At 54.1% G+C, this 13,704-nt stretch carries 10 protein-coding genes; 8 read left to right on the top strand and 2 right to left on the bottom strand.

Going from position 1 to position 13,704, the window contains the following annotated elements; genetic code table 11:
• The first annotated feature begins 210 nt into the window (after positions 1-210).
• Positions 211-1,491, top strand: a complete 1,281-nt coding sequence (locus tag Pla22_RS20405; protein ID WP_242632208.1) for a protein phosphatase 2C domain-containing protein — start codon at positions 211-213, stop codon at positions 1,489-1,491.
• A gap of 288 nt (positions 1,492-1,779) precedes the next feature.
• On the top strand, positions 1,780-3,756 hold the full coding sequence (acs, locus tag Pla22_RS20410) for an acetate--CoA ligase (protein WP_146516678.1): 1,977 nt from the start codon (positions 1,780-1,782) through the stop codon (positions 3,754-3,756).
• Positions 3,757-3,888: 132 nt separating this feature from the next.
• On the opposite strand, the gene speA is transcribed toward acs, so the two are convergent.
• Positions 3,889-5,907 (bottom strand): biosynthetic arginine decarboxylase, encoded by a 2,019-nt coding sequence (gene speA, locus Pla22_RS20415; RefSeq protein ID WP_146516679.1) that lies wholly within the window; start codon positions 5,905-5,907, stop codon positions 3,889-3,891.
• 197 nt (positions 5,908-6,104) lie between these two features.
• On the opposite strand from speA, the gene Pla22_RS20420 reads away from it, so the two are divergent.
• From Pla22_RS20420 to Pla22_RS20440, 5 genes are all read left to right on the top strand, one after another.
• On the top strand, positions 6,105-6,599 hold the full coding sequence (locus Pla22_RS20420) for a hypothetical protein (protein ID WP_146516680.1): 495 nt from the start codon (positions 6,105-6,107) through the stop codon (positions 6,597-6,599).
• A 278-nt stretch (positions 6,600-6,877) separates the two neighbouring features.
• Positions 6,878-7,774, top strand: a complete 897-nt coding sequence (locus Pla22_RS20425; RefSeq protein WP_146517330.1) for an AAA family ATPase — start codon at positions 6,878-6,880, stop codon at positions 7,772-7,774.
• A gap of 1 nt (position 7,775) precedes the next feature.
• The gene (locus Pla22_RS20430; protein WP_242632210.1) at positions 7,776-8,756 is read left to right on the top strand and encodes a class I SAM-dependent methyltransferase; all 981 of its coding nucleotides are present in this window, start codon (positions 7,776-7,778) and stop codon (positions 8,754-8,756) included.
• A gap of 2 nt (positions 8,757-8,758) precedes the next feature.
• Positions 8,759-9,640 (top strand): ATP-dependent sacrificial sulfur transferase LarE, encoded by an 882-nt coding sequence (gene larE / locus Pla22_RS20435; RefSeq protein ID WP_146516681.1) that lies wholly within the window; start codon positions 8,759-8,761, stop codon positions 9,638-9,640.
• Positions 9,633-11,186, top strand: a complete 1,554-nt coding sequence (locus Pla22_RS20440) for a serine/threonine-protein kinase (RefSeq protein ID WP_146516682.1) — start codon at positions 9,633-9,635, stop codon at positions 11,184-11,186. Before larE ends, Pla22_RS20440 begins: the two co-directional genes overlap by 8 nt.
• Here the strand turns inward: Pla22_RS20440 and Pla22_RS20445 are convergent, their stop codons facing one another.
• Entirely contained in the window at positions 11,187-11,450 is a 264-nt protein-coding gene (locus Pla22_RS20445; protein WP_146516683.1) for a DUF2513 domain-containing protein, read from the bottom strand. It lies immediately after the preceding gene.
• A gap of 443 nt (positions 11,451-11,893) precedes the next feature.
• Between Pla22_RS20445 and lepA the strand changes: the two genes are divergently transcribed.
• Positions 11,894-13,696 (top strand): translation elongation factor 4, encoded by a 1,803-nt coding sequence (lepA, locus tag Pla22_RS20450; protein WP_146516684.1) that lies wholly within the window; start codon positions 11,894-11,896, stop codon positions 13,694-13,696.
• Positions 13,697-13,704: the final 8 nt, after the last annotated feature.

Below are 13,704 nucleotides of genomic sequence, written 5' to 3' on the forward strand. Positions count from 1 at the left end.
GATTGAGATGCGCACAAATGTCGTTTCCGGCGTTTACGTTCATGACGGCATGCAGGGGACGAAATGCAGCGTGGGAAAGATGGGAACCGTGCGTCGTGCTTCAAGCGGTTTTAAAAGAACGATGCGTCATCCCCAATCAATCGTGGTGAAAGTAGCGATACGATGAGTCGATTAACAACACGAACGAATTCCCCTTGGTGGTCGCGCTAAGTGTCAAACGAATGGAATCCTGGAATTGTTTACGCAGAGCTGACCGATGTCGGCATGCGCCGAGCGAACAACCAGGACTCGATGGCAGCACTTCCCGCCAAATCGGCCGAACGCTTCCGTAGTCGCGGGCATCTCTTCGTCGTCGCCGATGGCATGGGCGCTCACGCTGCGGGCGAGTTAGCGAGTCGCTTGGCCACCGAGCATATCGCGATGCAGTACTTCCGTTCGACCGAAGGAAACACAGCCGACGCGCTTCGCGCTTCGGTTGTTGACGCGAATGCAGAAATTCACCGTCGCGGACAAAGCAATCCTGAATTCCACAACATGGGCACGACCGCTAGTGCCTTAACGATTGGACCTAGCGGTGCCAGAATCGCGCACGTCGGCGATTCGCGCGTTTACCGGTTGCGAGGCGATGTGCTTGAACAGCTCACGTTCGACCACTCGCTCGTTTGGGAGATGGAAGCCAGCGGAAAGTCAGGTGTGAATGTTCCCAAGAACGTGATCACTCGATCGCTGGGGCCGAACTCCCACGTCGACGTTGATGTAGAAGGCCCGTTTCCCATCGAAAAGGGCGACAAGTTCCTAATTTGCAGTGACGGACTAACCGGCTTGGTCCTCGACGAAGAACTTGGGCCCTTGCTGAGCTGCTTAAGCGAAGAGAAAGCTGCACGAGTTTTGGTCGATCTCGCGAATCTTCGCGGCGGACCAGACAACATCACGCTGATCGTGGTTCATGCCGCCGAACCACCGACTCAGTCTACGCCCGATAGCGGTAAGCGAAACGAGCCTTCGAGCGTTTCGCAACGCTCACACAATGCTCCCTTGTCTTTGATCGCAACGGCAATCCTTTGCCTGATCGCAGCGGTTGCCCTTGGATTGGGCGGAATGACAGGACCGATGTTTATCGCTGGGATCTTAGCGATCATCGCGAGTGTTTTCGCCGCGGTTCAATGGTCAAGCCGAGCACATCCCAGCGGAGAGCTGCCATTAAGTTCCAACTCGCAAGCTCCCTATCGCCGCTTCGATGCCAAACCCAATCAAGATCTCTATCACCGGCTCGGCGAGACGGTTGAAAAGCTTCGCGAAGTATCCAATGAAAAGAATTGGATGATGGAATGGGACGCCGTCAATCGACTGCAATCCGAAGGCGCTGAAAAGCTGGCCCAGTCACAATTGCATGATGCGTTGCGATTGCAGGCCGAAGCGATTATCGAAACGATGCATCAACTTCGCGAGCAGCACAATCGTGCCGCTAATGAAACCGCGATCGACACCTAATTCAATTCGCATCGAGACTAGTTTGATGGTCTCGAGCACCGGGTTGGATTCGCGCCGAGCCCAGCTTCACCTGCACAGCGCCCGGTATGATTTGCACTAGCGCCCCGGTTTGATTTGCACTGGCGTCCTGGTCTGATTTGCACAGGCATTCACTTGCTGGTCATCTGCGAACTTTTTTTCCGCAGAAGAGAACGGCGAGGTTGTCTTAGAATTCAACCTTGGCTGGGGATTTAGGCTAGAATTCCAGCATTCGGTCCTCCCACTTCCTCCCACCCCATTTTGCCTGCCATGCCTGACGCTTCCGGTTCCGCTTCCTCTTCTTCAAGCCAAATCGATCACGTCCTCATCGAAGATCGGAAATTTCCGCCGCCCTCAGAATTCACCGCACAGGCCGTCATCAGCAGTGAAGCGCAATATCAAGAACTTTACGACCAAGCGGCCAATAACCGCGATGGTTTTTGGGACGCTCAAGCAAAAGAGAACCTGCATTGGTTTAAACCTTACGACAAGGTTTGCGAATTCGAAGCACCGAACGCCAAGTGGTTTGTTGGTGGCCAAACGAACGCATCGTACAATTGTCTCGATCGCAATATCGATGCTGGCATCGGAGATCGAGCCGCCATCATTTGGGAAGGCGAACCAGGCGATACCCGGACATTGACCTACCGCGAACTGCGTACCGAAGTTTGCAAGTGCGCCGAAGCGATGATCGAGTTGGGCATTGGAACGGGAGACGTCGTCAGCATCTACATGCCGATGACGCCTGAATTGGCGATCACCATGCTCGCTTGCGCACGCATCGGTGCCGTTCACTCAGTCATCTTCGCTGGATTCAGTGCGGAATCCATTGCCGATCGCAACAACGACGCCGGCGCTAAACTCGTGATCACGTCGGATGGACTCTATCGTCGCGGCAAAGTCTTGCCACTTAAAGCGACCGTCGATGAAGCGCTCGCCAAGTCGCCCACCGTTAAACACTGTCTCGTGCTCAAGCGAATCGGCAACGATGACGTTCCGATGAAAACCGGTCGTGATGTCTGGTGGCATGACGTCGTTGACTCCCAACCGGGAACACTGCCCGCGACACCGCTCGACAGCGAAGCGAGTTTGTTCATCCTGTACACATCAGGCAGTACCGGCAAGCCGAAGGGCATTCGTCACACGACCGCTGGGTACAATCTGTGGGCCAAGAAAACGTTTCAATGGGTCTTTGATCACCGCGACGACGACGTGTATTGGTGTACTGCGGATTGTGGCTGGATCACCGGTCATTCGTATGTCGTCTATGGCCCTATGTCGGCGGGCGCAACTTGCCTGATGTACGAAGGCGCGCCCAATCATCCTGCCGAAGATCGGTTTTGGGACTTAGTCGAAAAGTACAAAGTCTCGATTCTTTACACCGCTCCCACAGCCATCCGGGCGTTCATTAAATGGGGTGATGAACATGTTGAAAAACATGATTTGTCGAGCCTGCGGTTGCTCGGTAGCGTGGGCGAAGGCATCAATCCAGAGGCGTGGATGTGGTATCACGAAAAGATTGGTGGCAAGAAATGTCCCATTGTTGATACGTGGTGGCAAACGGAAACCGGTGGCATCATGATGAGCCCACTGCCTGGGATCACAGCTACCAAACCAGGCTCTTGCACCAAACCGCTGCCTGGGGTCATCCCCAAGATTGTCGATGAAACCGGCAAACCGGTTGAAGACAACCATGGCGGCATGCTTTGCATTGCCGAGCCTTGGCCGGGCATGTTGCGAGGTATCTGGGGCGACGACGATCGCTTTGTCGAACAGTATTGGGCAACCGTTCCCGGCATGTACTTGACCGGCGACAATGCTCGACAAGACGAGGACGGATACTATTGGATCATGGGACGAATTGATGACGTGATCAATGTGTCGGGGCATAGGCTCAGCACGATCGAAGTCGAAAGCGCCTTGGTCAGCCACCCTGCTGTGTGCGAAGCCGCCGTTGTCGGTCGTCACGATGACTTGAAGGGCCAAGCGATTGCAGCCTTCGTTACCATCCGCGACGCCCAGCCCGATGAAGCACTGCGGAAGGAGTTAAAGTTGCATGTGCGAAAGCAGATCGGTGCACTCGCTCAACCGGACGACATTCGATTCACGGCGACGTTACCCAAAACGCGAAGCGGTAAGATTATGCGTCGCTTGCTTCGTGATGTAGCATCGGGCCGCGAAATTGTCGGTGACACTTCCACCCTGGAAGACCTGTCATCACTCGCCAAGCTCAATGACGAAGATTGAATCTTAGTACTTGAAACTATGCGGCTTAACGCCGGTAGCACTTTACCGGCGACTAGTGATTAAAGACATTCACGTTGAAACGCGTTGTTCAACGTGACGAGAGCAGCCCGCCCGTGTGAAACGACGCTCCCACTAAGTGGAGGCGTCGACGTTTCGAGGGGGAAGGTTCAATTCCGACGACGTGCTTGCGTGATTCGTTGTCTTGGTCAGGTACGTGTAACCGTCTAACGCCTTTTCAAAAGCGGTAACGGTTTGGCCAGCCTGTTGGTGATCGATCAAATTGTTAGACACTGCGTCTTCGACCGATTCTTGAATACGCTCGACGAGCTCGCGTTCTTCGTATTGCACGTAAGACAGAACTTCCGCCACCGTATCGCCTTTGACAATCGAGCGGATCTTGGTCATGCCCTCTTCGCATTCAACGTGCACTGCATGAGTGTCACCGAAAAGGTTGTGCAGATCACCCAGAATCTCTTGGTACGCTCCCACCATGAAAACCGCTAGCTGGTACGACTGACCAGCGATCGTAGGATGCAGCCGAAGCGTTTTGCAGCGCCCTTCGCTACCGACAAATGAATCCACTTTGCCGTCGCTATCGCAAGTGATGTCGCCCAGGACCGCGTGCCGGGTCGGCGGTTCAGCCAGTCGGTGGATCGGCATGATGGGAAACAATTGATCAATCGCCCACGCATCGGGCATCGATTGGAACAGCGAAAAGTTAACGAAGTAGATATCGGACAACATCCGATCGAGGTGGTTCAATTCCGACGATATACCGTTTTGGTTTTCCGAGATTTCACGGATTCGGTGACACAAGGCAAAGTACAGGTTCTCGGCCGCAACTCGTTGCTCGAGTGGCAAGTAGCCACCGCTGAACAAGTTCATGCAAAGGTCCAATGAAACCTGGGCATCGTGAAACGATTCCATGACATTCGACAGTTCAAGCGAACTGTAAGCAGTCCACAAATCATGGACCGGCTGCTCGTACTCTTCCGGTGGGCCTTCCGGTTCGTTGCTACCTGAACTCTGCCCACCATCCTCGGCCCATTCCGGAATCACAGGTTTCCCTTGGGACGTAACACCCAACGTCTCCATCACCAGCACGCTGTGCTGGGCCGCGACCGCGCGACCACTTTCGGAAATCAATTGCGGGTGAGGAACCTCCGCTTCGTTGCATACCGTTTGCACGTGATAAACCACGTCGTTGGCATACTCTTGCATCGAATAATTCATACTCGATTCGGTATCACTTTTCGTTCCGTCGTAGTCGACCCCCAGTCCGCCACCGACGTCTAGATACTGCAGTCCTGCACCGCGGAGCTTAAGGTCGGCGTAAATCCTTGCGGCTTCTAAAATCGCCGACTTAAGCTGACGAATGTTGCCGATTTGGCTGCCAACGTGGAAGTGCAGCAATTCAAAACAATCAGCCAAGTCCATTTCGATCAACCGATCAAGCGACGCAAGCACTTCGGCGACGGTCAAACCAAACTTGCTTCGGTAACCACCACTGGCTTGCCAACGCCCGCTGCCGCGAGTCGCTAATTTCACTCGCATTCCGAACGTCGGTCGTACACCCACTTCAGATGCCACTCGCAGAATCAAATCCAGCTCGGTCGCTTTTTCGATCACCGGTAGCACCGTGCGGCCAAGACGCTGAGCCATCATCGCAAGGCGAATGAATTCCTCGTCCTTGAAACCGTTGCAGATTATAGGAACACTCACGTCACTCATCGCCACGGCGGCGAGTAGCTCAGGCTTGCTACCGGCTTCGATCCCAAAACCTAACTTGGAACCGGCTGTCACGATTTGCTGGACAACGTCACGTTGCTGGTTGACCTTGATCGGGAACACGCATCGATATCGGTTCTCGTACTGATGATCCGAAATAGCCTGGGCAAAGCAATCGTTCAAACGATGCAATCGATCGCGTAGGATGCCGTTGAAACGCAACAGGATCGGTAGTTCTATGCCGCGATCGGTCAAACTGTCGACCAGCGATTTAAGATCGATCGACGATTGCGCATCACGACCTGGGGAAACCAAAACGGTTCCATTGTCAGAGATGCTAAAGTAGTCGTCTCCCCAGCGATCGATGCCGTATTCCGCCGCTGAGTCTTTGATCGTCCAACGATCTGCCAGAGCCTGCTTCACTGTAAGTATGCTCCGTGTTAGGAGAAGTTGCGTAGGAGAAACGCGAGACCATCGCGGACTACTCTAATGCCGACTGGGCGGCCGTGGTATCTTAGGGTCGCGGCAATTATCATTCCAAGCGTTGCGGCGGTCTAGTAGAGTCATGCTGGTCAGTTTGCGGTAGACTTAGAGAAGAAATTCTTAACGAAGGAAGCATGATGAGCGAAACAGCGCCAAACGGAACATGGGTCGAAATCGAGTTCGATTGCATGCCGCTGCGCACCGTCACACGACTTGACGTTCCTTTAGATGCGTCACCCAAGTACGAGCAATTTGTATTGCGAGTGAAAGCGGCGATGGCCAAGCATGGCACTCACAACTCGTTTTACCTTCACAATGGAAGTTGCGTCTTCCACCTGACGAACGATCCTAACGTAGGATCCGTTGCGTTTGCGTTCGAAGGAACCGTTCTCACTGGGGAAAAGGACCTTCATACTAAAGCCGTGCACGTTACGGTCAGCCTCGCCCGCGAAACCTGTGCTTGGCTGAACGAACCGATGGTCGAGTTCTTGGCGGAATCGGTCAAACACGCGGTGTTGGTCGAATTTGATCGGTACATTAAGGCCGGCGATCTGGAGAAAACTCGCGAGCGAATCGCCAAGATTCAGCAGCAATCGGACGATCCGGATTTATTTGCCGGTATGTACCTTTAGACCATATGCACTTTGCCCCATTGGTCGGCAATCGATCAGCCCGATGCACATTGTCGCCAGACGGTCCAACACGCTTGCCACGCTGCGTCCGTCACCAGGCGGCTGCCGGATGGAACGCCGCGATCATTCGAGGTATGATTTTGTCCTCCCTTGTCCCTTCGGCTTTGCCAGAACGTTCTCTGGCCGTAGGCAAAACCTTTTCGATTCCGAAATTTGATTGAAAGTGCTCGCACATGTCGCAGGAAGCGTTCGACATCTCACGTTCGCTTCGCGATAACATCGAGCGAGTCGTCTTAGGCAAACCGGATATTGTTCAACTGCTGGTCACGTCATTGTTGGCCGGAGAACACGTCTTGCTCGAAGACGTTCCAGGGGTTGGTAAGACACTCGCTGCGAAGGCGTTAGCACAAAGTATCCAAGGCTCTTTTTCGCGATTGCAGTTCACACCTGACTTGTTGCCTTCGGATATCACGGGCAGCATGCTTTATCGCTCGGACACGCGCGAGTTCGAGTTCAGCCCTGGTCCTATTTTCGCCAACGTGATCTTGGCGGACGAAATCAACCGCGCTCCACCTCGCACTCAATCCGCGTTGCTCGAAGCGATGAGCGAAGGCCGGGTTTCGATCGATGGAACGACTCACCCGTTGCCGAAACCCTTCATCGTGGTTGCAACGCAAAATCCTTTTGAATTCGAAGGCACCTATTCGTTGCCCGAAAGTCAACTGGATCGATTCTTGCTACGAACGTCCATCGGATATCCGGCTCGCGATATCGAACGAGAAGTTTTGAGGTCGCATCGTATGGGCGAACCCGTCGATCAACTGCAAGCCGTCGCTCCCGTGGATCGAATTTTGGCGGCTCAAGCGATGGTGCGCAACGTCCGCTTCGATGATTCACTTGCCGACTACCTACTCGACATAGTCGAAGCCACACGTGCCCATGATGGCTTCCAAGTGGGTGTCAGTACCCGTGGTGCGTTGAGTTTCTACCGAGGTTGCCAAGCGAGAGCGATCACTGAAAGTCGCGACTTCGTGACCCCCGACGACATCAAAGCGCTCGCTGTCCCATCGCTATCTCACCGCGTTCTCCCCGAAGGTATCTTCCAAGGGGCATCGCGCGTGGCGGTGGAAACTCAACTTTCCGACTTGCTGCAACAAATACCGGTGCCGGTCTAACTTGAACGCTCCAACGTATCAACTGATCGACTTTGGGATGGGGCGAAAGCTTGAATCGCTTGGTGACTATCGCATCGATCGCCCCAGCCCTGCGGCTGATCATGCCGCTCGCCACTCACCCGTGGATTGGGCCAAAGTCGACGCCAAGTTTGACGAAAACGCAAAGCGATGGAAGTTTTACCAACCGTGGCCCGATGACCTGACGATCGACTGTGGCCCATTCAAAATGCCCGTTCGTCCCACACCGTATGGTCATATCGGGCTCTTTCCGGAACAGCACGCTAATTGGCAATGGTTAGCCCAGGCACCTGGCTCGTCCGATTCGGTGTCGGTTTCGGATTCGGATCAAGCCAGCATCGCGGAGAGCCCAGCCGAGGCTGACGAGAAGGGCAACGCTGATGAAAGTCAGCAGTCCGATCCGCTACTCGGACTAAACTTGTTTGGATACACCGGGGCCAGCACCATGGCGATGGTCGCTGCGGGGCTTGCGGTTGCTCACGTTGACGCAGCCAAACCGAATGTTGAATCCGCCCGAGAGTCTGCGGCTAGGAACGATTGGCAGGACAAACCGATTCGCTATCTGGTCGATGACGCAGCAAAATTTGCTGCTCGAGAAGTTCGTCGGGATCGCCGCTATCACACCATCGTGCTTGACCCTCCTGCTTATGGGCATGGGCCCGCAGGAAAGACTTGGCGGGTGGAACGCGATTTATGGCCATTGTTAGAAAGCTGTTTCGCGCTACTTCGTCCCGACAGGGCGAAAATGAGTGGGAAAACAGCGTCAACGCGTTTACTGATCACGGGACATTCGCCTGACGTGACATCCGAGGAAATTGTGCGATTCATTCGTTCTGCCAAGCCGCTCAAACCCGCCAGTTTGCGAATTGACGCTGACCGATCAGAATTAGAGACACCCGAGGGACGAAAACTCAACGCGGGTTTCTCCGTTCGCGTGACTTTAAAATGGTCCAAACGCAATTAGCCATGCCATCGAACTTTCCTGAGCCGACTGTCGAATCCGCGATACTTGCGTCGCGTCTGCTGGATGAAATGCAACGGTACCCATCACCCATCGTTGCGTTTTCCGGTGGAGTCGACAGCAGCGTCGTTGCGGCAGCGGCTATCCGAGTTCATGTCGATGCCATTGCTGTGACAGCCACTTCGCCAAGCCTAGCGTCCTGGCAGCGTGACACTGCGAGCAACCTAGCCCGTGAGATTGGAATCGAACACCATTGGATTCAAACGAACGAGGGTGAGTTGGCAGACTATCGTCGCAATGATCGCACGCGTTGCTTTCACTGCAAGACAACGCTTTACCAGTCGATTCAATCCATCATCAAGGCACACTCAAACCGCACGATTTTATCAGGCACCAACAAAGATGATCTGGGCGACTACCGACCTGGACTCGAAGCCGGGCACAATGCGGGTGTGAAGACGCCCCTAGCCGACCTGGGAATGACCAAACGTCAGGTTCGTCAACTGGCAACTCATTTTGGTCTGTCCAACCAAGACTTGCCGGCGTCCCCCTGCTTAGCAAGCCGGATTGTTTACGGCGTTGAAGTCACGCCGGATCGGCTTTCCAAGATCGACGCCGCTGAAGACTGGATACGCCGGCATGGTTTCAGTGATGTTCGGGTTCGACTGGAACAAAACGAGGCGGCCCGTGTCGAGGTCCCGCACGGCGAGGTTCAGCGATTGGTCGAGCTGAATGATGATCACTGTTTGACAAAGGCTTTCGAACAACTTGGATTCGCGGACGTGACGTTGGACCCTCGTGGACTTCGTAGTGGAAACTTGAATGAAGCTCTGTTTACGATCGACAACTCGCGATCTAAGTCCAGCACAGTAGTTACGCATGACTGATACGCCGGATACGAACGAGAACGATCGCCTAAAGAGTGAAATCGTTGGGCCTGCTAGTTTGGTGGGCCAACGCTTGGGTGATTATCAAATTCTGCGTCGCTTGGGACGTGGCGGCATGGCGGAAGTGTTTGTCGCAAAACACCTGCAACTTGGCCGTGATGTTGCGTTAAAAGTATTGCGCCGCGAATTGGCCCGTGACGAAGACTACGTCACTCGGTTCCGTCGCGAAGCCCGAGCTGCTGCCAAGCTCACCCACGCCAACATTGTCGCTGTCTTTGATGTCGGCAGCATCGAAGGTTGGCACTACATGGCCCAAGAATTCGTCGATGGTGAGAATCTTCGCGAAATCCTTGAACGCAATGGGCCATTCAGTGCCGACGATGCCATCAAAGTACTCGTTGGTGTCGCTTCAGCGCTCGAAGCCGCTGCCGAAGCCGGCATCACTCACCGGGATATTAAGCCTGACAACATCATGCGATCAGCACGCGGTGTGATCAAAGTCGCTGACTTCGGATTGGCAAGAGTGGGGATCGGCACCGATGAAACGCGAGCCGACTTGACCCAGGCTGGCTTGACGCTTGGAACGCCCCGGTACATGAGTCCGGAACAGGTGCAAGGAAAACCGGTCGATTCACGCAGTGACTTGTATTCGCTCGGCGTGACGATGTATCACTTGCTTGCCGGCGAGCCGCCATTTACGGGTTCTGATCCGTTGGCCCTCGCGGTCAAACATTTGCACGAAACTGCCGAGCCGCTTGATCGAGCTCGAAATGTTTGTGACGCCAAGGGCAACCCCGACGTACCGGAATGGTTGATCGCGGTGGTTGACCGCTTGATGGCCAAACTACCCGATGATCGATACCAGAATCCGTCAGAGCTACTGGACGCCGTTCAAAACGAAACGTCGTTGTCCAGCTTGGCTATCTCATCACCCCGACCCGTCGCGGCAACGATTCGATTGCAGCGACTTGCTGATGAAGCAAGGCGGGGACAACGCAGTCGAATTGTTCGACGTTTAGCGTTACTTGCCGCGCCGGTAGCGGCTGGACTTATCACCTACGCTTGGTTTGATCGAGAGCCTGCGATATCCGTAACCGACCTATTGAGACCGCAAACGGTAACGCGTGCCGAAACCGTCGAAGAACAGTATCTGATCGCTGCGACTCGCAATGACGAAGCGGGCTGGCAGAGCGTGGCTCAGTATTTCTCAGATGCGAACAATTCGGCTAACAACGAGTACCGCATCAAATCGCAACTGCAACTTGCCCGGATGTACTCCGCAGAGGACCGTTCCAGCGATGCACTGAAAACCTTGGCCACTCTGCTAAGTGATCCCAAAGCTGGCTTGCTTTACCAAGTCCTAGCTCGACTTGAACAGTGCCGGATCCTCGAAGCGAACGGCGACAACGTTTCGCTAAGGGACGCCAAGGAACAACTACGAGCGGTCACGTCCGACTTGATCGCGTCCAACCCAGGTGCCAAAGAGACGCTTCGGCAAGTGGTTCCCGAAGCCGACTGGTTGCGTTTCGGAATCGAACCGTCGTAGTTACTTGGTTCCGCCTTGCTCTCCGCGACGCAACTCATCGAGATAGTCGCAACCCTTCCATGTCAGCAACAGCGGCCCCATGTTCAAGAGGGTTTCTTGGCCCAAGTTGACGTATCCCGAATCAGCTAAGAGCTGCAAGTGGTAGATGATGGCATCTCGTTCGTAGCCTTCAATAGGAATCTTACCTTTGAAACGACCGCTGCCATGCTGTTCGACAAACTCAAGGACAAGCCGAACTAATTTCATATCTCGTCTCATGGTCATTCTGCTTTATTCAACACGGTGCACGTAACACAATACGCTTGAACGGGCACGAAAGGCATGCTCGCTTGTGGGACTGTAACTCATCTCGCCGCTGGCACAATGGCACCGAGCGCCACGACACCGCACTAGCAATGCGAGTTTGCCAACCTAGCATCCTGCGGGATGCAACCTCATTGAACGAAAGTCGTTCGGGGTGCTGAACCGGCGACCTCGTCCCTTGTTAGAGCACCCCAACGGACTGTCGGCTGCAAATCCACGTGAGCTGCCATTGGCGTGTCGGCGTTCCCGGCTAGGCTTCGCGTACAAGCAATCTGATCCTAGCAATCGCCGTAAAGTACGGTAAAAACGTCTGTGTTTGTGTCAATCCCTGTCGGTCTGGCAGGTCTTTGTCTACGATTCGGGCTTTGCCGGACGTCACCACATTTTCCATCTAGCTGCGAAGCATGAAACATATTCGGAACTTTTGCATCATTGCGCACATCGATCATGGCAAGTCCACCCTTGCCGATCGGCTGATCCAGGCTTGTGAGGGTATTTCGCAGCGTGAATTTCACGATCAAATGCTTGATTCGATGGACATCGAGCGTGAGCGTGGGATCACCATCAAAAGCAACACCGTCACTCTTACCTACCATTCCAAGAGCGGCGAGGACTACCTGCTCAACCTGATCGACACCCCCGGTCACGTTGACTTCTCGCACGAAGTTCGCCGATCACTGATGGCGTGCGATGGTGCGTTGATCATCGTGGATGCTTCGCAGGGAGTGGAAGCGCAAACGGTTGCGAACCTCTACCTGGCGTTGGAATACGACCTCGAACTCCTTCCGGTCATCAACAAGATTGACTTGCCAGCGGCTGATGTTGAAATGGCCAGGGAAGCGATCGACGGCGAACTAGGCCTTGACCCTTTTCAAGCCATCCCGGTTTCGGCAAAGACCGGCGAAGGAATCCACGAGGTTCTCGAAGGTATCGTCGAGCACTTACCGCCCCCCAGCGGCGATCCTACCGCTCCGCTCAAGGCGCTAGTTTTCGACGCCTACTTCGACAAGTATCGCGGTGTGATTTTACAAGTTCGAATCATGCAAGGTACAGTCAAGCCTCGCGACAACATTCGCTTCATGCACGCTGAACGTGACTACAAGGTTGACGAACTTGGGTTCAACCAATTCAAGCTCAACCCCAAGGACAAGTTGACGGCCGGCGAAGTGGGCTACATCGTCGCCGGGGTCAAGAGTGTCCAAGACATCGAGATCGGCGATACGTTGACGCTGGTCAATCGGCCCGCTGATGCTCCGATCCCAGGATATCAGCCTGCCAAGCAGGTAGTGTTTTCATCGGTCTACCCGATGAGCACCGACGAATATCAGGATCTGACCAAGGCCCTCGAAAAACTTGCCATCAACGACGCGGCGCTGACGTACGAAAAAGACTCGTCAGCCGCCTTGGGTTTTGGTTTTCGATGTGGCTTTCTAGGACTTCTTCACCTCGATGTTATTCAGGAAAGGCTTGAACGAGAATTCGACTTGGGCTTGGTCATCTCCGCTCCTTCGGTCAAATACATTTTGACGCTTAAGGACGGCACCACGCTGAACGTCGACAATCCGACCAATTGGCCCGATCCGTCAACGATCGATTCTGCATCGGAACCCTATATCAAAGCGTCCATTCTTACCCCGGACGAATACGTAGGTTCGGTGATGGAACTGTGCCGCGAGCATCGTAGTGAAAGCCAAACGATGAACTACTTGTCGGCGGGGCGAGTGGAAGTGGTCAGCGAAATGCCATTGGGTGAAGTGCTGTTCGACTTCTACGGGAAACTAAAGATGATCACTCGCGGCTATGGCTCGTTTGACTACGAACCGATCGAGTATCGCAAAACAGACATCGTGAAGGTCGACATTCTTGTCAACAAGGAACCTATCGACGCCTTGTCCTACCTTGTGCACCGCGACAAAGCTCGAACTCGCGCGTTGCATTATTGCGAACAACTTGCCGAGGCAATTCCACGACACCAATTCAAGATTCCCATTCAAGGCGCGATTGGTGGAAGCGTGATTGCGCGATCAACCATTCAAGCGGTGCGAAAGGACGTCACTGCAAAATGCTATGGCGGTGACATATCGCGAAAGAAGAAACTGCTCGAAAAGCAAAAGAAGGGGAAGGCCAAGATGAAGCAATTCGGAAGCGTCACAATCCCGCAGAAAGCCTTCGTGTCGGTGTTGCAAACAAGCAAAGACAAGCAATAGGCCAGCGC

Origin of the sequence: Rubripirellula amarantea (assembly GCF_007859865.1) — a bacterium.
GTDB lineage: Bacteria > Planctomycetota > Planctomycetia > Pirellulales > Pirellulaceae > Rubripirellula > Rubripirellula amarantea.